At 69.2% G+C, this 21,755-nt stretch carries 19 protein-coding genes and 2 tRNA genes; 14 read left to right on the plus strand and 7 right to left on the minus strand.

The genetic code is table 11. The annotated features are described in order from the left end of the window. Positions 1-98: 98 nt before the first annotated feature. Positions 99-4,898, minus strand: coding sequence for a DEAD/DEAH box helicase (locus tag NFR49_RS06260; protein ID WP_251158757.1), 4,800 nt, complete (start codon positions 4,896-4,898; stop codon positions 99-101). 206 nt (positions 4,899-5,104) lie between these two features. Between NFR49_RS06260 and NFR49_RS06265 the strand changes: the two genes are divergently transcribed. Beyond that, positions 5,105-5,320, plus strand: coding sequence for a hypothetical protein (locus NFR49_RS06265; protein ID WP_251158758.1), 216 nt, complete (start codon positions 5,105-5,107; stop codon positions 5,318-5,320). Between the two features lie 191 nt (positions 5,321-5,511). On the opposite strand, the gene NFR49_RS06270 is transcribed toward NFR49_RS06265, so the two are convergent. Both NFR49_RS06270 and NFR49_RS06275 read right to left on the minus strand, forming a co-directional pair. After that, positions 5,512-5,602 (minus strand) — tRNA-Ser (locus tag NFR49_RS06270). 45 nt (positions 5,603-5,647) lie between these two features. Further along, positions 5,648-5,738 (minus strand) — tRNA-Ser (locus tag NFR49_RS06275). An 88-nt stretch (positions 5,739-5,826) separates the two neighbouring features. Between NFR49_RS06275 and NFR49_RS06280 the strand changes: the two genes are divergently transcribed. From NFR49_RS06280 to dnaB, 8 genes are all read left to right on the plus strand, one after another. Next, the gene (locus NFR49_RS06280; RefSeq protein WP_251158759.1) at positions 5,827-6,852 is read left to right on the plus strand and encodes a trimeric intracellular cation channel family protein; all 1,026 of its coding nucleotides are present in this window, start codon (positions 5,827-5,829) and stop codon (positions 6,850-6,852) included. Between the two features lie 60 nt (positions 6,853-6,912). Next, positions 6,913-8,190, plus strand: a complete 1,278-nt coding sequence (locus NFR49_RS06285; RefSeq protein ID WP_251158760.1) for a DUF4013 domain-containing protein — start codon at positions 6,913-6,915, stop codon at positions 8,188-8,190. Between the two features lie 284 nt (positions 8,191-8,474). After that, entirely contained in the window at positions 8,475-8,771 is a 297-nt protein-coding gene (gene rpsF / locus NFR49_RS06290) for a 30S ribosomal protein S6 (RefSeq protein ID WP_135977885.1), read from the plus strand. 51 nt (positions 8,772-8,822) lie between these two features. Further along, positions 8,823-9,383, plus strand: a complete 561-nt coding sequence (locus NFR49_RS06295; protein ID WP_135977886.1) for a single-stranded DNA-binding protein — start codon at positions 8,823-8,825, stop codon at positions 9,381-9,383. A 45-nt stretch (positions 9,384-9,428) separates the two neighbouring features. Further along, entirely contained in the window at positions 9,429-9,692 is a 264-nt protein-coding gene (gene rpsR, locus NFR49_RS06300; RefSeq protein WP_135977887.1) for a 30S ribosomal protein S18, read from the plus strand. 18 nt (positions 9,693-9,710) lie between these two features. Continuing rightward, the gene (locus NFR49_RS06305; protein WP_251158761.1) at positions 9,711-10,730 is read left to right on the plus strand and encodes a DUF2232 domain-containing protein; all 1,020 of its coding nucleotides are present in this window, start codon (positions 9,711-9,713) and stop codon (positions 10,728-10,730) included. A gap of 49 nt (positions 10,731-10,779) precedes the next feature. Next, positions 10,780-11,316, plus strand: a complete 537-nt coding sequence (rplI, locus tag NFR49_RS06310; protein WP_251158762.1) for a 50S ribosomal protein L9 — start codon at positions 10,780-10,782, stop codon at positions 11,314-11,316. 445 nt (positions 11,317-11,761) lie between these two features. Beyond that, positions 11,762-13,141 (plus strand): replicative DNA helicase, encoded by a 1,380-nt coding sequence (dnaB, locus tag NFR49_RS06315; RefSeq protein WP_251158763.1) that lies wholly within the window; start codon positions 11,762-11,764, stop codon positions 13,139-13,141. A gap of 216 nt (positions 13,142-13,357) precedes the next feature. Here the strand turns inward: dnaB and NFR49_RS06320 are convergent, their stop codons facing one another. Then, positions 13,358-13,735, minus strand: a complete 378-nt coding sequence (locus tag NFR49_RS06320; protein ID WP_251158764.1) for a hypothetical protein — start codon at positions 13,733-13,735, stop codon at positions 13,358-13,360. A gap of 427 nt (positions 13,736-14,162) precedes the next feature. Here NFR49_RS06320 and NFR49_RS06325 point away from each other — a divergent pair, with 427 nt between their 5' ends. From NFR49_RS06325 to NFR49_RS06340, 4 genes are all read left to right on the plus strand, one after another. Beyond that, positions 14,163-15,449, plus strand: coding sequence for an adenylosuccinate synthase (locus NFR49_RS06325; RefSeq protein WP_251158765.1), 1,287 nt, complete (start codon positions 14,163-14,165; stop codon positions 15,447-15,449). A 39-nt stretch (positions 15,450-15,488) separates the two neighbouring features. Beyond that, positions 15,489-16,427, plus strand: a complete 939-nt coding sequence (locus NFR49_RS06330) for a DegV family protein (protein WP_251158766.1) — start codon at positions 15,489-15,491, stop codon at positions 16,425-16,427. Between the two features lie 90 nt (positions 16,428-16,517). After that, positions 16,518-17,801 (plus strand): phosphoribosylamine--glycine ligase, encoded by a 1,284-nt coding sequence (gene purD / locus NFR49_RS06335; protein WP_251158767.1) that lies wholly within the window; start codon positions 16,518-16,520, stop codon positions 17,799-17,801. Between the two features lie 3 nt (positions 17,802-17,804). Next, positions 17,805-18,476, plus strand: a complete 672-nt coding sequence (locus NFR49_RS06340) for an NUDIX domain-containing protein (protein ID WP_420840263.1) — start codon at positions 17,805-17,807, stop codon at positions 18,474-18,476. A 150-nt stretch (positions 18,477-18,626) separates the two neighbouring features. Here the strand turns inward: NFR49_RS06340 and NFR49_RS10165 are convergent, their stop codons facing one another. The 3 genes from NFR49_RS10165 to NFR49_RS06350 all read right to left on the minus strand — a co-directional run bounded on the left by NFR49_RS10165 (position 18,627) and on the right by NFR49_RS06350 (position 19,664). Further along, positions 18,627-18,749, minus strand: coding sequence for a hypothetical protein (locus tag NFR49_RS10165; RefSeq protein WP_275557144.1), 123 nt, complete (start codon positions 18,747-18,749; stop codon positions 18,627-18,629). 25 nt (positions 18,750-18,774) lie between these two features. After that, entirely contained in the window at positions 18,775-19,281 is a 507-nt protein-coding gene (locus NFR49_RS06345) for a DUF5626 family protein (protein ID WP_251158768.1), read from the minus strand. Between the two features lie 200 nt (positions 19,282-19,481). Continuing rightward, positions 19,482-19,664, minus strand: a complete 183-nt coding sequence (locus NFR49_RS06350; RefSeq protein ID WP_251158769.1) for a hypothetical protein — start codon at positions 19,662-19,664, stop codon at positions 19,482-19,484. A gap of 210 nt (positions 19,665-19,874) precedes the next feature. On the opposite strand from NFR49_RS06350, the gene NFR49_RS06355 reads away from it, so the two are divergent. Then, positions 19,875-21,644, plus strand: a complete 1,770-nt coding sequence (locus NFR49_RS06355) for an ABC transporter ATP-binding protein (RefSeq protein ID WP_251158770.1) — start codon at positions 19,875-19,877, stop codon at positions 21,642-21,644. Positions 21,645-21,755 lie beyond the last annotated feature (111 nt).

A 21,755-nucleotide genomic window follows, 5' to 3' on the forward strand; every position in this document is an offset into this window, starting at 1 on the left:
CGAATGCGAGCGCCCGGGTCTGGGATCCCAGACCCGGGCGCTTTACGTTTCACGTAGAACGTCGGCCAGGCCCGGACCCGGGCGCCGCGGGGCGCCCGTCAGTACGGCTTCGGGTAGAACCGCATGCCGTCGGGGGTGGGGACGAACCCAAGCCCCGCGAGCACCGGCGCCAACGGCCCCTCGCGGACGGCCTCGCCGTTCACGGAGCGCACCTCGATCCGCTCCAGGGCCCAGGACCGGCCCTGGGCCCGCGCCCGGTCCTCCATGGCGTCGAGCACGGCGGCCACGGCGCCGCCCCAGGCGTCCTCGCAGCCAAAGAGCGCCACGGCCTTGAGGCGGGGCGCCGCCCAGAGCACGGGCACCCCACCGAGGAAGACCGTCCAGGAGTCCGCGGAACGCTTGGGGCGCTCGGCGCCGTCGGGCCAGGGGAGGATCGCTCCCAGGGGCTGCCCCGGGTCGGCCGAGCAGAGCACGCGCAGCTGGCGGGCGGCCACGGGACCCTCGCCGTCCCCCGTGCCGTCGCGGTCCTCGCGGAGCGCCTCCACGGTGTCGGCGGCGGCAAACTGCAGGGGGCCGAGCCCCTCCACGAAGGTGCCGCGCAGCAGCGACCCGGCCTCCTCCATGGCCTTGAGCACGGGGTAGACCAGGGAGAGGCCGCCGGGGACCCCAGCCGCCTCGGCCGTGGCGGGGCAGGCCACGCCGTAGCGGTCGAGGAGCGACTCCGCGAGGGCGCAGGCCCGCTCGGTGTCGGAGGCGTCGCTCGGGCAGGCGAGCGACCAGCGCCCGGACGTCGCTGCGGCGGGGGACACGGCCGGGGCCTCGGAGAGGGCCCGGGCCGCGCGTCGGGCGGCGTGCCCCCGGTAGCGGCTGTGCGATCGGCGCCTCGGGGCCGGGACCTGGCCGGGCGCCTTGGACCGCGCGGCGTCGAAGGAGTCGACGAGGCAGATGCCGTCCCAGAGTAGGGCCTCGAGCGTCTCCGCCACGGCCACGGCACCGCCCGCGGCCTCGCCGCAGCGCGCGTCCACCACGGCGAAGGGCGCGGCGCCCTCCCGGGCCAGCACGTCCCATACCTGCGACCTGGGGCCCTCGCCCCCGTCGTCCAGCGCCTCCGGGCGCGCCGGTGCGGCACCGGCGCCGGGGGCCGGCAGCGGGGCGAAGGGAGAGTCGGTGGGCCAGAACGCCGCCAGCCGGCGCTGCCCGCCGTCCTTGGACGCAGGCGCCAGCCTGCCCTGCCACACCACGTCGCCCGAGGCCAGGAGCTCGTCGAGCATGGCGGGCCGGTAGCCGGGCACGCGGTCCGGGAAGACGGTGCCCTCCCACACCTCCGGTGGCAGGAAGACACCCTCAAAGAGCGCGACGGTGTCGGCAAGCAGGTCCACGGGGTCGCCGGCCTCTCCGCCCGCGTGGGGCACCTGCTGGCGCCCGAGGAGCGAGGCCGTGTAGGTGGCGTCGTCCACAGGGGCCGCCGCGCCCACGGCCCGCTCCCGGGCCCGGGAGCGCATACGCCGGAAGACCGAGGCCGCCACGGAGCCGCGCTCCCCGCCGCGGCCGTCCGGGCCGAACGGCGCTTGGAGGAGCGTGCCGTCGCGGGTGAGCCGTGCCACGGACTCCGCGGCCACGGCCGGCCCGCACCCCAGGGAGCGGGCGACCTCGCCCGCCGAGAAGGGGCCGTGGCAGGCGGCGAAGCGCGCCACGAGGCCGTCCAGGGGGTGCCTCTCGACGACGGCCGCCTCGGCGCCGGCAAAGCCCGCGAACGCCTCCCGCTCCGCCGCGGCCCAGGCGGGCACAGTCACCCCGAGGGCGTCGGCCAGCACGGCGCCGTCGGGCGCGGCGACCCAGCGCACCTCGCCGGCCACCACGGAGCGGAACACGCGCCGGCGGTCGGCGAGGGCCGTGAGCCACCCCGCGGCGTGGGACGGGTCGTCGCAGCGCTCGGCCACCCCGCCGTCCGACAGCGGGCCCAGGGTGCGCAGCATGCGCTCGACGTCGGCCTCGGAGGCGGCCTGGGTGCCGGGCGCGAGCCACTGGAGCTCGGCCTCCACCTCGGCGGCCACCTCGGGCGGCACGAGGGAGGCCAGGTCGTCGCCGCCGACGAGCTCGGCCAGGAGCGACGGGTCCACGGAGAGCAGGTCGGCGGCCTTCTCGGCGTGGGGGCGGTCGTCGTCGTAGAGGTGCTCCATGACGTAGCCAAAGAGCAGATTGGCGGCAAAGGGCGACGGCGTGGCCGTGTGGGCCACCGTCACGGCCGTGCGCCGGCTGCGCAGGCGCCGCTGCACCTCCTCCAGGGCCGGCAGGTCGTAGACGTCGCGCAGGCACTCGCGCATGGCCTCCAGGAGGATGGGAAAGCCCTCGATGCGCCGGGCCGCCTCGAGGAGCTGGCCCCCCTGCACGCGCTGGAGCCAGAGGGGCGCCCGCTTGCCAAAGCCCGCGGGGCGCATGAGGAGGGCTCGGGCGGCACACTCGCGGAACCGCGCGGAGAAGAGCGCCGTGTCGGCCACACAGGAGCGCACGGTCTGGGCGAGGACGTCGCCGTCGAACACGAAGAGCTCCGGCCCCGGCAGCTCCTCCATAGGCTGCATGCGCAGGACGATGCCGTCGTCGGCGGCCATGACCTCCGGGTCGAACCCGTAGCGGCGCCGCACGCGGTCGGCCACGGCCAGGGCCCAGGGGGCGTGCACGGACCGGCCGAAGGGCGAGTGGAGGATGAGGCGGAGGTCGCCCTCTTCGTCGTCCGCGTACTCCATGACCAGGTGCGACGCCCCCGGCACGGCCCCGGTTGCGGCGCGCTGCTGGGACAGGAGGGCGCAGAGGTTGTCGGCGGCCTCGTCCGTGAGGCCCGCAGCGGCCAGGCGCTCGGCGAGCGCCCCGTCGGGGCGGCCCCGGTGGGTGCCGGTGGCCGCGGCGTCGAGGAACTCGCCCTTGGCCATGCCGTCCTCGAAGGGTCGGCCCGCGCCCTCGCCGTGCCAGAAGGGCAGGCGCGACGCCCGGGCCCCGGTGCGCTCCACGAGCACGCGGTCGTCGTGGATGCGCTTGATGCGCCAGGTGCTCGTGCCCAGGGTGATGACGTCGCCCACGCGGCTCTCGTGGACCATCTCCTCGTCGAGCTCGCCCACGCGCCGCCGCTCCCGGCCCGTGCGCTCGCCCTCCACGAACACCGGGTAGAGGCCGCGGTCGGGGATGGTGCCTGCGCCCGACACGGCCAGGTTGCGGCTGTTGGGCAGCGCCGTGAGCTCGCCGGTCTCGCGGTCCCAGGTCAGGCGCGGCGAGAAGGCCCCGAGCCCCTCGGCCCCGAAGTCCCCGGCCAGCATGGCGAGCACCGCGTCGAAGGCCGCCCGGGGCAGGTCGCGGTAGTTCTCGGCCATGGTCACGCGGGAGAACCACTCGTCGGCCTTCCATGGGCGCTCGGCCACGGCGGCCACGGTCTGCTGGGCCAGGACGTCGAGGGGGTTCTCCACCAGGTGCGTCTCCTCGATGGCGCCGACCCCCATGGCCTCGGCCGCCACGGCGCAGTCCACGAGCTCCAGGCGGGTGCGCGGGAACATGACGGCCCGCGACCGGCCGCCCACGGAGTGGTTGGCGCGGCCCACGCGCTGCAGGCCGCCGGCCACCGAGAGGGGCGGTGCCACCTGCACCACGAGGTCCACGAAGCCCATGTCGATGCCCAGCTCGAGGCTGGAGGTGGCCACCACGCAGCGGAGCTCGCCCGATTTGAGCCTGGCCTCCACCTCGGCGCGGCGCTCCTTGGACACCGAGCCGTGGTGGGCCTCGGCCACGGGGGCGAAACCCTCGGGCAGCGGCTGCGTGTGGGTCTCGGCCGAACCCATGGCCGAGTGGAACGCCCTCTCGGGTCCCGAGGGGGCGGCGGGGGCCAGGCCGTGGCGCTGGGCGTAGAGCTCGTTCAGCCGGGCACACAGGCGCTCGCAGAGGCCGCGGCTGTTGACGAAGACGATGGTGGAGGAGTGCGTCTCCACGAGGTCGAGGATCTTGGCTTCCAGGTGCGGCCAGACCGAGCGCGACCCGGCGCGGCTCTCCCGGGGCAAAGGCTTGGAGGCCTTGATGTTGCTGTTCTTCCCGGCAGCCATGGCCGCCGCCATGGTGCGGTCGGTCTTCCAGGCGTCCTTGGCCGGCGGTACCGCGGAGCCCCGCTCGGCCGCCCGGGTGGAGAGGGCGGCCACCCGGGCCATGTCGGGCACGGGCACGCGCACGGAGAGGTCCATGTCGGGCGCGGCGCCGGTGCCCACCACCCGCACGGGGCGGCTGCCGCCCAGGAAGCGCGCCACACGCTCGGGCGGCCGCACCGTGGCCGAGAGGCCCACGCGCTGGGCGGGGCGTTCCAGCAGGCAGTCGAGCCGCTCCAGGGAGAGGGCCAGGTGGGCGCCGCGCTTGGAGCCGGCGAGGGAGTGGACCTCATCCACGATCACGGTCTCCACGCGTTCCAGCACCCGGGCCGCCTTGGAGGTGAGCATGAGGTAGAGCGACTCCGGCGTGGTGATGAGGATCTGGGGCGGCCTGCTCGCGATGCGCCGGCGCTCGGCCGGGGTGGTGTCGCCGGTGCGCATGGCCGTGGTGGGGGCGGCGATGTCGAGGCCCGCCGCTGCGGCCTCGTCCGCGATGGCGGAGAGGGGCCGGCGGAGGTTCCTCTCCACATCGGCCGCCAGCGCCTTCATGGGCGAGACGTAGAGGATCCGCACGCCGGGCTCCGCGGGTGAGGGAGGGTCGGCCACCAGGCGGTCTATGGCGGCGAGGAACGCCGCCAGCGTCTTGCCGGAGCCCGTGGGGGCGATGGCCAGCACGTTCTCGCCGTCCTGGATGGCGTCCCAGGCCTCGGCCTGCACCGGTGTGGGGGTCTCGAACTCGGCGAGGAACCACGAGCGCACGGCCGCGGTGAAGCGGCCCATGGGGGCGGGCGATCCTTCGGGTGTGCGGTGGGCCATGGCGGTGAATCATTTCTCGAAAAGTACGACAGATACCGTTCAGAGGGGTTATCGACCGTTCATAGAATTAGGGGACCATCATATCTTTCGTTGCAATTGTGCTGTCATTTTAATGACGTGGTTCTAATGAACGAAGGGAGAAACATGAAAGTCCGTAGGTCGATGTAAACATGTTTGTCCGGTCATTCATCAAGAACCCCGCCACGTACCTGACGCTTCTCTGGGCGGTGTGCTTCTGGCTCCGGTGGGAGTGGGTCATCCCATACCAGGGGATGTACTACTCGTTCCCACCCGGCGGCCTCCTGGTGACATTGGGCGAGACGTGGCTCCCCTGGGCCGTGGTCGCCGTCCTCTGGGTGCGCGATGCCCTCGCCCACCGCGGGTGACGGGGCGGCACGGCCGGGGGTCGGCCCAGGGGTTACGGCCCGCAGGTGGGCTCGACCCATGCCAAAGGGGCCTTTGGCATGGCCTCCCGCTGGCGGCGCCGCGCTGTGACGGCAACGGAGCCCGCCGACCAAGGTGACAGGCGGCCGAAAAAGGAGAAGGCCCGGGGTGTCCCGGGCCTTCCGACTCTCAATGGCGGAGGAGGAGGGATTCGAACCCTCGTACGTGCGGAGCACGTAAACGGTTTTCGAGACCGCCGCAATCAACCACTCTGCCACCCCTCCGTATATAGGGTGCGCGGCGCCCCGTGGGACGCCGCGTTAGGAATCTGGCGGAGAGTCCGGGATTTGAACCCGGGAGACGGGGTTACCGCCTACACGATTTCCAATCGTGCTCCTTCAGCCGCTCGGACAACTCTCCAGATGCGATTGCAACGGCTAGAATAACACAACGCGCGCATGTGCCACAGCAAAATCGTGAGTCCACACCTCGAGCCGGGGAGCCGTCCATGGAGTCGTTCTTCACGTCGTTGAGCCCCCAGTTCTCGGTGCTCGCCATGCCCCAGTGGATCGACATGGCCGCCGTGGTTGTGGGCGCGGCCTTCGGTGGGCTCACCGCCACCGAGCGCAAGCTCGACCTCTTCGGCGCCGCAGGCCTCGGCATGCTCTGCGGCCTCGGCGGCGGCCTCATCCGCGACATGATCATGCAGCGCGGCACCGTCTTTATGCTCGACTCCCCCTGGGCCATCCCCGTGGCCGCCGTGGCCGGCATGGTGGCCTTCTTCTTCTCCGGCCTTTTCCGCCGCATCGACCGCATCACCGCCGTCGTGGACATCCTCTCGGTGGGCATCTACACCGCCACGGGCACCGACAAGGCCGTGGTGGCCGGCCTCACCTTCGTGGCCTGCCTGCTCATGGGCGTGCTCACGGGCGTGGGCGGCGGCATGCTCCGCGACATCTTCCTGGGCGACGTCCCGCAGATCTTCCGCCCAGGCAACCTCTACGCCTGCTGCGCCCTGCTCTCGGGTGCCGTGTACTACGGCCTGGTCTACATGGGGCTCGTCAAGGGCGTGGCCGTGGTGGCCTGCGTGGCCGTGTGCTGCCTCCTGCGCTGGGCGAGCCTCCGCTACAACATCCAGACGCCCTCCCAAGTGGACCTCACGCCGCGGGTCATCGACTACACCCGGCGCCTCAAGGCGCGGCAGCCCGGCGACGTGAGCTACCACATCCCCTACCGCGCCAGTCGCTACGGCCACGGCGTGCGGGGGCCCCAGGAGCCCACGCGGCCGCTCACCGTGGCCGAGCAGGCCCGGCACCAGCGGGTGGAGGAGCAGGAGCGCGCCCAGCTGAAAGACGAGCTCAAGGCAGAGATCAAGGAGGAGCTCGCCGCCGAGGAGCGCCTGGCCGACGCCGGTCAGGCCACCGGCTCGGCCGAGGCCATCTTCGGCACGCCGGAGACCATGGACCGCCTGGAGCACGCCCGTGGCGAGGGGGACGGCCCCTCCGATGGCAGGACCGACGGGAAGGGCGCCTGAGGATGGCCCGGTTTGGGGTACCCTCGTTTCAACCGCGCAGCTCTCGATGAAAGGGTCTCCATGGCTGACACCGCGTTCGGCAACGGCCACTACCTGTCCCGCGCCTGGGCGATGCTCACCCAGGACAAGGGCTGGTGGAAGCCCGTCCTCGTCCTCGCCCTCTGCACGTTCGTGCCCATCGCGGGCCCCATCGCCGTGATGGGCTACATCTTCGCCTGGGCCCGCCTCACGGCCTGGGGCGTGGACGCCGCCCCCAAGCAGACCCGGGTGGACGTGGGCGGCTGCTTCAAGGCCGGCTGGACGGCCCTCGTGGTCTACCTTGGCTGGGGTGTGTTGCTGGCCGCCGTCGTGTACGTGCTCAAGGCCGCGTTCTCGCCCATGGGCTCGGGCGTCTCCTCCTTCATGAACCTCGTCCTCTTCGTGGGCCAGTGGATCTGCGGCGTGTTCATCATGGTGGCGGCCCTGCGCGCCGTCATCTACGGCAGGATCGGGCCGGGCTACGGCTTCTCCAAGGTGTGGACCATGGTGAGCCACGACTTCTCGGGCCTCGTCCGGGTCCTGGGTATCGAGCTTCTCGGCGCCGTCGCGGAGGCGCTTATCGGCGTGGTCGTGGGGCTCTGTCTCTTTGCCGCCGCGCTCCCCGCGCTCGCCCAGGTCGCGTCCCTGGCCACCTGGGGCGACGGCGACGCCTACGCCCTGTACTGGCTCCTCCAGACCGTGGGCTCGCTCCTCTCGGCGTGGCTGCCCCTCGTCGTGCTGGCCACCTACGTGACCATCGCCGTCCAGATCGTGTTCACCATGCTCGCGGTCACCGCCGCCGCCATCTGGATGCGGCAGTTCGACGTCCCGGCCTGGGGCGACCCCTCCGACCCGGTGCCCGTGGTCGGCGGCCCGTCGGCGCCCGCTCCTCCTGTGAATCCGGTCCCGGGCGGCGCCCTGCCTCCCGATAGTGGGTATCAGGCTCCCAATGACCAACCCAAGGAGGCCCTACCCATGGACTACAAGGCAAACGAGAACGTCACCGCGCCTACCAACGAGGATGTCTGGGACGCCGCCGAGGCCGTCGCCGACAAGAGCGGCAGGCTCGACCCCGACGCCCAGGCCGTCGACCACATGGAGTACGAGGACGACCCCACGGTGCGCCCCGCCACCTCGCCCGACAACGGCGTGACCCCGCCCACCCCCGCCGACACCTACGGTGTGGCCGCCACGGCATCGGCCGACTCCCCCGAGTACAACTACGCCGACTCCTCCGTGGCCGCCGCCGAGGAGGTCGCCCAGGACGACGGCTCCGTGGTCACCCCGCTCATCAAGCACGACGACGAGGACGCCGAGTAGGCCCGTCCGCACGAAGACCTTCTCGAGAGGGGCCGCCTCCCACGCGGGGGGACGGCCCCTCTTCCGTGCCGGGGCCCGACCGCGGCGGTCAGGACCCCGTCGAAAGCCGGTCGGAAACCGGTCGGGGGCGACCGCTACGCTGGTCCCAGGGACGCCGCGGCGAGACACGGGTGTGTGTTTGCCGAGGAAGGGTCCGGCGTGTGCTACTATCTTTCGCCGAACCTTTCCTGCCCCGGGCGCAGACCTTCACGACCCGGGGCCATCAGCCCAGAGGAGGTGAAACCATGAAGGCCTATGAGATCCTGTTCATCGTCGACCCCACCATCAACGACGAGACGCGTGCCGGCGCCATGAAGCGCATCGACACCGCCATCACCGAGAACGGCGGCGTGATCGACAACGTCGACAACTGGGGCAAGCGCAAGCTCGCCTACGAGATCGACAAGCTGACCGAGGGCGACTACACCCTCATCAACTTCCAGGCAGACCCCGACCAGATCGCCGAGCTCGACCGTGTGTGCCGCATCACCGATGCCATCAAGCGTCACATGATCGTGCGTCGTCCCGACCACGAGGAGTAAGCCTTGAAGGAGGCAGGCGGAGCCTGCCGGATGAGAGGGGCGTGAACGTCCATGAGCATCAATCGAGTCATCATCACCGGCAACCTCACCCGTGATGCCGAGCTTCGTGCCGCGCAGAGCGGGACGAGCATCCTGCACATCGGCGTGGCCGTCAACGACCGGTGGCGCAACCCCCAGACCGACCAGTGGGAGGACCGCCCCAACTACATCGATTGCGTCATGTTCGGCAACCGCGCCCAGTCCATCTCCCGTTTCCTCACCAAGGGGACCAAGGTCGCCGTCGAGGGCCGACTCCGCTGGAGCCAGTGGGTCGACCGCGACACGCAGAAGAACCGCTCCAAGATCGAGGTCGTCGTGGACGACATCGAGTTCATGGGGCAGCGCGGCGACGGCCAGGGCAACCCCGGAGGCTACGGGCAGGGGGGTTACCCCCAGGGAGGCCAGGGGTCCTATCAGGCCCAGGCTCAGCAGGCCCCGCAGGTCCGCGAGCCCTACGCCCCCCAGCAGGCGGCGCAGCCCAACTGGGCGGCCGCCACGCCGGAGACCCCGGCCCCGGCAACGCAGGCCCAGCCCCCCATGGGCGAGACCTACGAGGCCGACATCCCGTTCTAACTTCCCGGCGGCCCCGCGGCCGCCGCAATGAAAGGTACCTAAGACATGGCCACTGAGTATCAGCGTCAGCCGCGTCGCAAGTATTGCCAGTTCTGCAAGGAGGATGTCGAGTTCATCGACTACAAGGACACCCAGCTCCTTCGCAAGTACATGACCGACCGCGGCAAGATCAAGCCCCGTCGCGTCACCGGCGCCTGCACGCAGCACCAGCACGACATCGCCAACGCCATCAAGCGCGCCCGCATCATGGCGCTCCTGCCCTACACGGTTCCCGTGGTCTCCAACCGCGGCGGCCGTCGTCGCGACTAGCACCCGGAGACCTCGGCAGTGGGTCCCGGCGGCAGGGACGGGCGCGACGAGGCGCCCGAGAAGGAGACATCGATCGTCAGGTACGGGGGCAACCGTCAGGGTGACTCCCGCAGCCTGGTGACCGCGCTGCTCTGGGCCGGGCTCGGCTCGGTGGCGGTCACGGGCCTCTCCGTCATCGGGGTGGCCATGGTCGCGTACGGCGTCTCCTTCGCCCAGGTCAACGGCCTCTCGCGGCCGCGCAAGGCCCTCGTGGCCCTCGCGTGCGCCGTCGGGTTGGTCCTCGGCCTCCTGTGGGTCCAGGGCGCGGCCGCCGTCCTGGTGAAGGGTGTCGTCGACTGCGCGCTCGCGTGGGTCGTCGGCTCCCTGGCCGCCGGTCGCCGGGCCACCGTCACCACGGACTACGCGGTGGCGGCCGTGGCCTGCGCGGCCTACATCGCCATCGACTTCGGGTTCGCGGCCCTCGCGGGCCTCGACGGCGCGGCGGTCCTCACCCAGGCGATCTCGTCCGCGGTGGACGAGGCCGCCTCGACCTACGGCCTCGACGTCGCCGCCCAGCTCAGGTCGTTCTCGTGGCTTCTCGGCCTCCTCTGGCCGTTCGGCTACTTCGTCCTGGCGGGCATGAACGTCCTGGCCGGCCACTACGGCGGTTTCCTCGCCCGCGGCCCGTCCGCGGGCACGGCGCCGTGGCGGCCCGTGACCTTCGACTCGCCCCTGTGGTCGGTCGTGGTCCTCATCGCGGGCGTCGCCCTGTTCGCCTTCGGCGGCGTCTTCGGGGCCGGCGCGCAGGTGGCCCAGGCCATCGGCCTCACCTGCGTGCTTGCCGTGAGGTTCGTCTTCCTCATGGACGGCTACGCGGTGCTCACCTGGTGGTTCAACCGCCACGGCGTGGGCTGCCTCCTCCGCACCCTGGTGCTGGTGGTGGCGATCGACCTCGAGGTCACGTTCTTCGTCGTGAGCCTCCTGGGCCTTGTGGACTTCTGGGCCGACTTCCGCCATATGCGGGCGGGGGACGGCCGTTCAGGGGCACAGGGGGAGTAGGAAAAGGAAGTGCCGGCCCTGGCGCCGGCGTCAGAAAAAGGAGAGTCCCATGAAAGTCATCCTTCTGGGTGAGCTTCGGGGCAAGGGCGGAGAGGGCGACATCATCGACGTCGCCCAGGGATATGCCGAGAACTACCTGTTCCCCAACGGCATCGCCCAGCCCGCCACCCCGGGCAACATCAAGCAGCTCGAGCAGCGTCGCAACAACATCGCCATCCGTGAGGCCAAGCGCATCGCCGATGCCGAGGCCCTCCGCGAGCAGCTCGACGGCAAGGTCGTCGTCATCGATGTGAAGATCGGCGACGAGGGCCAGCTCTTCGGCTCGGTCACCAACGCCATGGTGGGCGACGCCCTCAAGGAGCAGTACGGCATCGAGATCGACCGCAAGCGCATCGAGATCAACAAGCCCATCAAGACCGCCGGCCTCCACGAGGTCGTCGTGGGCATCTACCGCACCATCTTCGCCACCATCGGCGTCCAGGTGGGTGCCCCCGAGGACCTGCCCGAGGGCGACGAGGACGTTCCCGCCGACGAGGAGATCGTCGCCGAGGACGCCTCCGAGGCCACGGAGTCCGAGGAGGCCTAAGGGGTTCCCGGGTACGGCGAGTGGCCCGCTTTCAACAACGGCTTTTCGTCCACCCGTGGCATTCCACTGGCTTTTACCTGCACGATCATAAGAGGAGGCTGCCCGTCAAGGTCGACGGGCGGCCTCCTCTTTCCTGTGGTTTTCCAAAATGGTGCCATCTACCTGCTATTTTGTGCGGAGCGATGAAAGAACCGCTGGTAGGGCCCATGGTTTTGCGTGAATACGAACAGAGGTTCTACCTGTGTTGACAACCGTCGCGGGAGTGCCCGCAAAGTTTGTCGAAAACGTTCAAAACCGGCGAAGGCCCAGCACGGGGGCCTCTCCTTGGAAACATCGGGGTGATGATAAGGCAGAACGCCCGATTTCCCATAATCTGTCTAACCTCTTACCGGTCCCGATGGGCTAGGATACCGGTGCCGCACCCGTCGTGAGCCGAGAGGAGCCCATGGCCATCGCCACCGTGCCGGCGCCCACGTTCGGCGCCGCGCCCCCCGCCATGCCCCAGGACGTCGAGGCCGAGAAGTCCGTGCTCTCGGCCATGATGCTGTCCCAGGACGTCCTGCAGGAGTGCCTCGTCGAGCTCGAGGACAACGACTTCTACCTGCCGCGCAACCAGGTGGTCTACCAGACCCTGCGCGACATGTTCGACAACTCGCTGCCCATCGACCCTCTGAGCGTGGCCGACCGTCTCCAGAGCGCCAAGAAGCTGGAGAGCGTGGGCGGCCCCGCCTACCTGGCGGAGCTCGCGGCCAACACCTTCTCGCTCTCCTCCTGGCGCCACCACGCCGAGATACTGCGGCGCGACGCCACCCTGCGCCAGATCATCACGGCCTCGGCCCAGATCACGAGCCTGGCCTTCGACGCCCCGGAGGACACCAAGGAGGTCGTGGACTCCGCGGAGCGCATGATCCTCTCCGTGACCGACCGCGACGTGCGCTCCAACTACATCTCCATGCAGGACGCCATGCAGGCCCTCTACGCCGAGCTCCAGGCCCAGGCCGAGAGCGGCGAGGAGATCGCCGGCGTGCGCACGGGCTTCCAGCGCCTGGACGACATGCTCCTCGGCATGCGCGAGGGCCAGATGGTGGTCGTGGGCGCCCGCCCCGGCGTGGGCAAGACGTCGTTCGCCCTCAACCTGGCCGTGCAGGCAGCCGAGGCCGGCGCCACCGTGGCGTTCTTCTCCCTGGAGATGAGCTCGACCGAGATCGCGCAGCGCCTGCTGTCCGCGTACTCGCAGGTGCCGCTCCAGAAGATCCGCTCCGCCAGGATCGCCGGCGAGGACTGGGCCAACCTCATGGACGCTTCCGCGCGCCTCTCCCAGCTGGACATCCTCATCGACGACACCCCCGGCACCACGGTCACCGAGGTGAGGGCCAAGGCCCGCCGCATGCTCCGCAACAAGGAGAAGGCCGTGATCATCCTCGACTATCTGCAGCTCGTGAGCCCGCCGCCCTCCAAGCGCTCGGACTCCCGCGCCACGGAGGTCTCCGAGATGAGCCGTGGCATCAAGATCATGGCCAAGGACCTCCGCGTGCCCGTGGTGGCCCTGTCGCAGCTCAACCGTACGTCCGAGAACCGCACCGGCAAGCGCCCGCAGCTCTCCGACCTGCGCGAGTCCGGCTCCATCGAGCAGGACGCCGACATCGTCATCCTGCTCGACCGCTCCTCCACCCCCGAGGAGGCCGAGCGGGCCGACCGTCCCGACGAGGGCATCACCGAGTTCATCGTGGCCAAGAACCGCTCGGGCCCCGTGGGCACCATCGAGATGGTCTTCCTCAAGGAGTCCACGCGCTTCATGCAGCTGGACCGCAACCACGACGCCTAGCACCGCCGCTCCGTCCCTCCACCCGGACACTTTTGTCCCAATGGTCGGGCACTTCTGTCCCACCGCAATGTTATCATTATAGAAATATATTCAGTGATGCATTCGACGGGGAGGGGTGCCGTGGGTATGCGCGGATGGGCGTGCACTCGGTTACCGAGCTCCGAAAACTCGTTGCGGACGCTCTGGCGTCGGACACACACCTACCCCTGTCGTAGCTCAAGAGACTTTGTCTCGCAGGTAGGCCACCCATCCCCTCACCACACCGACGCCCGCGGCAAACCACCAGAACCAGACGGGCACGGTGAGAAATGCCGGTCGCGGACCCTGCCATATCGGGATGTAGCGGGTGAAAAGGAGGAGCGTCGCCGCCCCGAACGCGAGCGACGCGATGGTGAGCATCGTGCCCGGTTGCTCCCCTCCCCGCCAGAACCCTTCGGGAAACCGCCTATAGACCCATGTGAGGGCGGGTAGCGCGACGACGGGCCATACCTGGTTGGGGTGGCCCGAGCGCACGGCGAGGAGCCAGCAGGCGACCCCGACGGCGCCCGCCAGCGCCACAGCGCGCATCTCGCGGTTAGGAGGGACGGTTTCCATAGGACTCCTTCAACGGTCGCCGTGCATGCTGGCATCGTGGACCGCGGGGCCGCTCGTGTCTCTATACACCCCGTATCTTCCCGCGTTTATGACGGCGTGGCTCGGGTGTCTTGGTCCCCACCCGGCGACGTCGGCCGGCCCTTCTCGCCGTTTGGTGCTTTTTCACGGGCAAGGGGCCCGAAAACCACCAAACCGTGGGTTGTTTGGTGGTTTAGATGAGTTTGGAAATCGAAAAGTACCAAACGGCCGAAGCAGGCGCTTCGAGGGGGCGGCAGCTCGGCCGAAGGGGCGGCAGCTCCGTCCCGCTCCAGGCGGCGACCCCTCCCGCTTCGGCCGGCGCCCTGCCGGCGCCCCGGTCTTATCTATACTGGAGGGGTTCCCGCGCCGCGGGGGAAGCGGCGCCACTGTCTGTTAGGGGAGAGAGCGTATGGCCTCGACGATTCTTGTGGGTACCCAGTGGGGCGATGAGGGCAAGGGCAAGGTGACCGACCTCATCTCCGGTGAATACGACGTGGTCTGCCGCTGTCAGGGCGGCGCCAACGCGGGTCACACCGTGATGGCCAACGGCCACAAGTTCGGCCTTCACCAGATCCCGTCCGGCGTCATGTACGACGGCGTGGTGCCCGTCATCGGCAACGGCTGCATCGTCGACCCCTCGGTGGTGCTCGAGGAGTTCGCCACCCTGGACGCCCAGGGCGTCTCCTACGACAACCTCAAGATCAGCGGCAACGCGCACATCGTGATGCCCTATCACAAGGACCTCGACGGCGCCAACGAGCGGCGCCTCGGCAAGAACCTCATCGGCACCACGCGCCGCGGCGTCGGCCCGTGCTACTCCGACAAGGCCGCCCGCATCGGCCTGCGCATGCAGGACATGCTCGACGAGAAGATCTTCCGCCAGAAGCTCGAGTGCGCCCTGCTCGAGAAGAACCCCATCCTCGAGAAGATCTACGAGCTGCCCGGCTACACCGTGGACCAGATCTGCGAGACCTATCTGCCCTACGCCGAGCGCCTGCGCCCCTACATCATCGAGAGCTCGCGCTTCCTCAACGAGTGCATCGACGAGGGCAAGAACATCCTGTTCGAGGGCTCCCAGGCCACCATGCTCGACATCGACTTCGGCACCTACCCCTTTGTCACGAGCTCCAACTGCACGGCCGGCGGCGCCATCACCGGCTCGGGCGTGGGCCCCAAGCACGTGGACCGCGTGCTCGGCATCGCCAAGGCCTACCTCACCCGCGTGGGCTCGGGCCCGTTCCCCACGGAGCTGCCCCAGGGCGACGAGATCGGCGAGCTCCTCTGCGAGACCGGCCACGAGTACGGCGTGACCACGGGTCGCAAGCGCCGTTGCGGCTGGTACGACGCCGTCATCGTCAACTACGCCGCCCGTGTCAACGGCCTCACCGACCTCGCCGTGACCAAGCTCGACGTCCTCGGCTGCCTCGACACCATCAAGGTCTGCATCGCCTACGACGTGGACGGCGTGCGCTACACCACGGTCCCCGAGCACCAGTCGCTGTTCTACGACGCCAAGCCCGTCTACATCGAGCTCCCCGGCTGGAAGTGCGACATCTCGAACGTGCGCAGCTACACCGAGCTGCCCCGCGAGGCCAAGGACTACATCGACCTCATCGAGCGCCTCTCCGGCGTGCGCGTCTCCATCATCGCCGTGGGTCCCGACCGCGAGCAGACCATCAACCGCCACTGGAACTAGGCAAACAGCCCGCGACCCCGCACCGGAAAGGGGGACCGTTTGTTCGCCATCGTGACAGACACGCTGTCAGACCTCCCGCTGGAGTGGTGCGACGAGCACGACGTGCGGCTGGTGCCCATGCACCTGCGCACGCGGGCCGGCGACTCCCGCGACGTGCTGGAGGTGCATCCCGCCGACACCTACGTGACCCTCGCCACCAAGCCGTCGTCCGTGCGCACCTCGCAGCCGTCCCCCTCGGAGTTCACCGAGGTCTTCGACGGCCTGCTCGACTCCGGCGTGACCCAGATCCTGTGCGTGACGGCCTCCGCGGCGCTGTCCCAGACCTACGACAACGCCGTGGCCGCCGCCCGCGCCGCCAACAAGCGCGGCCAGGTGGCCGTGATCGACTCCAAGACGCTGTCGGCGGCCGAGGGTATCGTCGTGGCGGACATCGTCCACGGCCGCGAGGTCGGCATGGGCTTCGAGGAGGCTGTGGACCACGCCGCCCGCCTCGTGCGCCACGTGACGCTGCTGCTCATCACCCCGCCCGGTGCCCGGCTCTTCCCGCGCCCGGGCCACCGCGCCCCCATCAGGCGCCTCCGCCGCGTCATGGAGGGCTGGATGGGGGCCTACGGGCTCGTCACCCTCGACGAGCAGGGGCGCCTGGTCACGGTGGGCCATGCCGCGGACCAGCGCATGCTTGCCGGCCGCATCGCCCGCCTCATGAGCCTCGACGCCCAGCGCGACGGGTCCCTCCGCTACGTCGAGATCTGCGTGGGCTACCCCAGGAGCCTCTCGGTGCTCGAGAAGCCCCTGGACACCAACGAGTTCATCAGCCGCCGCACCTCGGTGGCCAACGTGTCGGGCGCCGTGGCCTGCCAGCTGGGGCTGGGGTCCGTGGGCATCGCCTACGCGCCGGCGTGCTACCTCGTGGGCGGCGACCTCGACGAGGGGGCCGGCTACTTCCACGAGGAGGAGCTCGAAGAGGTCGGGCTCTGATCCGGGCGGTCCCGCGGGGGAGCGGGGCCGCCCCTTTTGCGCCCGGCACCGCCGCGGCGCCCACGAGAGAGAAGAGAGAGGACACAGACCATGGACGTTCTGCTTTTGGGTGCCGGCGGCCGCGAGCACGCGCTGCTCAGGGCCATCCAGGCATCGCCGGAGTGCGGCCGCGTGTGGGTGGCCCCCGGTAACGGCGGCATGGCGGGCGCCGACGTCGCCCCCATCGACGAGAACAGCCCGGCCGCCGTGGCCGACTTCGCCACGGGCAACGGCGTCGACCTCGTGGTCATCGGCCCCGAGGCCCCGCTCGTGGCCGGTGTGGCCGACGCCTGTCGCGACGCCGGCGTGCCGGTCTTCGGCCCCGGCGCCGAGGCCGCGCAGCTGGAGGGGTCCAAGCTCTTTGCCAAGCGGGTCATGGAGCGCGCCGGCGTGCCCACGGCCGCCTATGCCTCGTTCACCGAGGAGGCCCCGGCCCTGGCCTACGTCGAGGAGCAGGGCGCCCCGCTCGTGGTGAAGGCCGACGGCCTGGCCGCCGGCAAGGGCGTGGTGGTGGCCCAGACCGTGGAGGAGGCCGCCGAGGCCGTGCGCTCGTGCTTCTCGGGCGCCTTCGGCGAGGCCGGGTCGTGCGTGGTGGTCGAGGAGATGCTCACCGGCCCGGAGTGCTCGCTCCTCTCGGTGACCGACGGCACCGCCGTGGTGCCCCTGGCCTGCGCCCAGGATCACAAGCGCGCCCTGGAGGGCGACCTCGGCCCCAACACGGGCGGCATGGGCGTCTACTCGCCGGTGCCCTTCGTGACGCCGCAGGAGCAGGCGGCCATGGAGACCGCCAACGAGAAGGTGGTGCGCACCCTGGCGGCCATGGGGATCCCGTACCGAGGGGTCATCTACGGCGGCTTCATGCTCACGCCCGAGGGGCCCAAGGTGCTCGAGTTCAACGCCCGGTTCGGCGACCCCGAGACCCAGGTGATCGTGCCGCGCTTCAAGGGCGACCTGCTGCGGTTCCTCTACGCGGCGGCCACCGGCACGCTGGACGCCGCCATGGCCTCCTGGGACGACGACTGGGCCGTGTCGGTGGTGCTCGTCTCGGAGGGCTACCCCGGTTCCTATGAGAAGGGAAAGCCCATCACGGGTATCGAGGAGGCCGAGGAGGTGCCCGGCGTCACGGTGTACCATGCCGGCACCGCCCTCGCAGACGACGGCACCCTGGTCACCGCCGGTGGCCGCGTGCTCGACGTGACCGCCGTGGCGCCCACCTTCGAGGGGGCGCGCGACGCCGCGTACGCCGCCTGCGACAGAATCGGGTTCGAGGGCAAGACCCTGCGCCGCGACATCGGCGCCAAGGCCCTGCGGGGCCGCGAGGCTTGGGAGGTCTAGGACGTGGACGAGGAGACCGAGGACGTGACCGTGGTGGAGGAGCCGGCGGAGGAGGCCTCCGACGGCTGTGACCACGCGTCGGGGGCGCCTTGCCGGAGGGCGTTCGTGGGTGGGGGAGACGACCCGCGCGACCGCGACCTCTGCGAGGTCATCGACTCCGAGGAGAAGGCCTGGGAAGGCAAGATATTCGACGTCGACACGCTGCGGGTGACCCTGCCCGACGGGCGCCCCGCCCGCCGCGACGTGGTGCGCCACCCGGGGGCCGTGGCCCTCGTGGCCCTCACCGACGACGGGCGCGTCTGCCTCGTGCGCCAGTACCGCACGGCCCTCGACCGGGTGACCGTGGAGCTGCCCGCCGGCAAGCTCGACCCCGGCGAGGACCCGGAGCACTGCGCCCGCCGCGAGCTGCTCGAGGAGACCGGCTTCAAGGCCGAGAAGCTCGCCCTGCTCACGTCCATCGTTACGAGCTGCGGCTTCTCCGACGAGCTCATCCACATCTACATGGCCACGGGCCTCACGTTCGCCGGGTCGGACCCCGATGCCGACGAGTTCCTCAACGTGGACCTCGTGGCCACGGAGGAGTTCGTCGACGCCGTCCTCGACGGCTGCGTGGAGGACGCCAAGACCGTGGTGGGCGCGCTGGCCCTGGACGCCATCAGCCGCCGCCTCGGCTGACCCCCTGTCCCACCACCCGGACACTTTTGTCCCAATGGTCGGGCACTTCTGTCCCAAAAAAACGGGGCTGGCGCGGATGCGCGCCAGCCCCGTTGCCAGTGTCAAAGGGGACGGAGGGTTCTGTCACACGGCGGGGCCGATCGGTGCCGCTCAGCCCTTCTTGATCTCGTCGGCGGCACTGACCCCCACGACGAGGAGGCAGTAGGCTCCGCGGACGAGCAGGACGACCCCGATGGCGACCCCGGCGATTTTGGCGACGATCAGAGGGTCCATGGCATAATCCCATCTTCGTAATTGGTTAACCGTAGTGAACGCTAGTAACGAGTTGCGATCCACTGATATTTCCTTTTAGGAATCGTGTATCTGATGTTTGAAGAATGGGCTCATGGTGCCGAGTGGTTTGAGTGGACCATTTTGATCCCCAGTTTAGGGTGCAACTATCAATCAGCACGCCTATTCCACTGGAATAGTTGTCATAGCACCGAACGATATTATAGTTCTTGATTTGAACCATGTAACTGGTGTTGAGGACAGCGGTGTACCAGTAAACCTTCCAGGTTCCACTCCCGTTGCCAAGGTCATACGAAGCCCGAGTAAGAGTGGGTGGATTATTGACGGGGGCCAACCCAAGGGTTCCTTCTGTGCCGTCGGGAAGACTGACGGTAATTTCTTGGGCGTTCTTGCTGTTGATGTCAACAGCAATCGTGTTGTCGTTCGAAGCAAGGGCGGTCTTAGGGGTGAAAATTATCAGAGCGGAAACCATCGCCATGAAAAGCGTGGCAAAACGAATGCGTTGCACGGTCATTATCAGCCTCCCATCTTGAATGGAACTGCCTCTACCAATGGGCCCATGACCACTATACGTCTCTCTAAGAGCGTCTTAATATATAAGAGTAAAATGTGTCGGTAAAAGGTATATATATTCATGTAAGCGTAAGTAAGTCCATAATTTAATCACTATGATAGAGACATAGAATCAAGTGAATGATCCATGACGTCATCGGGTCATTTCACCGCCACCGACGTCGCCGTGTTGACCACCCGCGACTCGCGCACCGTCGGCAGCTCGTGGGAGGACCGCTCCACGGTCTCCCCGGACACCGAGTACCGCACGTCCACCTTCTGGCCCGGCTCCGCCCGGCTCCCTTCGTCGTGTGTGCGATATAAACTGTCATACATGAATGCCATGGGGCCGATTCTGCATCAAATAGGGGGTATCGCCCAAAACGGTGCATATTCCTCGGTAGTTTGAGTTTTACTATCGCGCAACCGCGCGCCACGGCCGATTGCACCCGGCGCCACCCCTCCTGCGTCGAGACCCGCCCCGCCCGCATCCCGCGCGGCCGCGAGGGGTAGAGTCTCTACAGTCCGCCGTTTTCCCGTCCCGAGGAGCCACCCGTGTCTTCGCACCGCCCCACCCTGTTCCGCTCGTTCCTCGAGTACTACCGCCCCCACTGGGCCCTCTTCTGGGGCGACACCGCCTGCGCCATCGTGCAGGCCGGCACCGAGCTCGCCTTTCCCGTCATCCTCCGCGGCCTGGCCGACGGCCTCTTCTCCGACGGCTCCGAGGCCATCCTCTCCAACCTCTGGTGGATCTGCCTGGGCCTCGTGCTCATGTACGCCGTGCGCTACGGCTGCCGCTACTTCGTGAGCTGCTGGGGCCACATCATGGGCGCCCGCATGGAGAGCGCCATGCGCCGCGACCTCTTCGACCAGTACGAGCGCTTCTCGTTCTCCTACTTCGACCGCCACAACACCGGCGACCTCATGAGCCGCCTGGTCTCGGACCTCTTCGACATCGCCGAGGCCGCCCACCACCTGCCCGAGGCCATCATCGTCTGCACCATCGAGGTCGTGGGCGCCTTCGTGGTCATGTTCCTCATCAACTGGCAGCTGGCCCTCGCCATGGCCGTGGTCACCGCGGTGCTCGGCTACTGGTGCCTGCGGGTGAACCGCCGCATGAAGCGCATCTTCACCGAGAACCGCGAGCGCATCTCCGACGTCAACAGCCAGCTGGAGGACTCCCTCGGTGGCGCCCGCGTGGTGAAGTCCTTTGCCAACGAGGACCTGGAGCGCGCCAAGTTCGGCCGCTCCAACGACGCCTACCTGGGCTCCAAGGAGGCCATGTACCGCGCCATGGGCAGCTACCAGGCCGCCGCGGCGCTGCTCACCGGCGCCCTCTACACCATCATCATCGTCTTCGGCGGCTACCTCGTGGCGGCCGGGTCCATGACCGTGACGGACCTCGCCACCTACGCCCTCTACGTGAGCCTGTTCACCACGCCGCTCCAGACCCTCATCGACTTCACCGAGATGTTCCAGAAGGCCCGCGCCGGCTTCAAGCGCTTCGACGAGGTGCTCGCCACCAAGCCCGACATCGCCGACGCGCCCCACGCCAAGCCCCTCGAGGTCACCCACGGCCACGTGCGCTACAGCGACGTCTGGTTCTCCTACGGCGACGACGTCCAGGACACCCACAAGGCCGTGCTCCAGGGCTTCGACCTCGATATCGAGCCGGGCCGCATCTACGCCCTCGTGGGGCCCTCGGGTGGCGGCAAGTCCACCACCTGCGCACTGCTCCCGCGCTTCTACGACGTGGACCGCGGCTCGGTGACCATCGACGGCCAGGACGTGCGCGACGTGCAGCTGGACAGCCTGCACCGGGCCATCGGCCTCGTGCAGCAGGACGTCTACCTGTTCAACGGCACCATCGCCGAGAACATCTCCTACGGCCGCCCCGACGCCACGTTCGAGGAGATCGTGGAGGCCGCCCGCAAGGCCAACATCCACGACTTCGTCTGCGGCCTGCCCGACGGCTACGAGACCGAGGTGGGCGAGCGTGGCGGTCACCTCTCCGGCGGCCAGAAGCAGCGCATCGCCATCGCCCGCGTGTTCCTCAAGGACCCCCAGATCCTCGTGCTCGACGAGGCCACGAGCGCCCTCGACAACGAGAGCGAGCACGCCGTCCAGGAGTCGCTGGCGCGCCTGGCCGAGGGCCGCACCACCCTCGTGATCGCCCACCGCCTCTCCACCATCAAGGACGCCGACGTCATCGTCACGGTGGACGGCGGCCGTGTGGCCGAGGTGGGCACCCACGATGAGCTGCTGGCCCGCGGCGGCACCTACGCGCGCTACTACCGCATGCAGTTCGAGGGGGACCGCGGCTAAGGCCGTTTTCCAATACCATCGACCGATTTCGATGTATCGTTGGCCGGTTCCTGAAAGTTTTGACAGTCCCTAACAAGTAACCTTCTAGGGACATCCCTACGCCCCGGGCTT

Origin of the sequence: Caniella muris (genome assembly GCF_943193035.1) — a bacterium.
In the GTDB taxonomy this organism is placed as follows: Bacteria; Actinomycetota; Coriobacteriia; order Coriobacteriales; family Atopobiaceae; genus Granulimonas; species Granulimonas faecalis.

Coding starts and splice junctions, on each gene's coding strand:
- NFR49_RS06260 (WP_251158757.1), bottom strand. CDS start 4,898: ATGGGCCGCTTCACCGCGGCCGTGCGCTCGTGGTTCCTCGCCGAGTTC.
- NFR49_RS06265 (WP_251158758.1), top strand. CDS start 5,105: ATGTTTGTCCGGTCATTCATCAAGAACCCCGCCACGTACCTGACGCTT.
- NFR49_RS06280 (WP_251158759.1), top strand. CDS start 5,827: ATGGAGTCGTTCTTCACGTCGTTGAGCCCCCAGTTCTCGGTGCTCGCC.
- NFR49_RS06285 (WP_251158760.1), top strand. CDS start 6,913: ATGGCTGACACCGCGTTCGGCAACGGCCACTACCTGTCCCGCGCCTGG.
- rpsF (WP_135977885.1), top strand. CDS start 8,475: ATGAAGGCCTATGAGATCCTGTTCATCGTCGACCCCACCATCAACGAC.
- NFR49_RS06295 (WP_135977886.1), top strand. CDS start 8,823: ATGAGCATCAATCGAGTCATCATCACCGGCAACCTCACCCGTGATGCC.
- rpsR (WP_135977887.1), top strand. CDS start 9,429: ATGGCCACTGAGTATCAGCGTCAGCCGCGTCGCAAGTATTGCCAGTTC.
- rplI (WP_251158762.1), top strand. CDS start 10,780: ATGAAAGTCATCCTTCTGGGTGAGCTTCGGGGCAAGGGCGGAGAGGGC.
- dnaB (WP_251158763.1), top strand. CDS start 11,762: ATGGCCATCGCCACCGTGCCGGCGCCCACGTTCGGCGCCGCGCCCCCC.
- NFR49_RS06320 (WP_251158764.1), bottom strand. CDS start 13,735: ATGGAAACCGTCCCTCCTAACCGCGAGATGCGCGCTGTGGCGCTGGCG.
- NFR49_RS06325 (WP_251158765.1), top strand. CDS start 14,163: ATGGCCTCGACGATTCTTGTGGGTACCCAGTGGGGCGATGAGGGCAAG.
- purD (WP_251158767.1), top strand. CDS start 16,518: ATGGACGTTCTGCTTTTGGGTGCCGGCGGCCGCGAGCACGCGCTGCTC.
- NFR49_RS10165 (WP_275557144.1), bottom strand. CDS start 18,749: ATGGACCCTCTGATCGTCGCCAAAATCGCCGGGGTCGCCATCGGGGTC.
- NFR49_RS06345 (WP_251158768.1), bottom strand. CDS start 19,281: ATGACCGTGCAACGCATTCGTTTTGCCACGCTTTTCATGGCGATGGTT.
- NFR49_RS06350 (WP_251158769.1), bottom strand. CDS start 19,664: ATGGCATTCATGTATGACAGTTTATATCGCACACACGACGAAGGGAGC.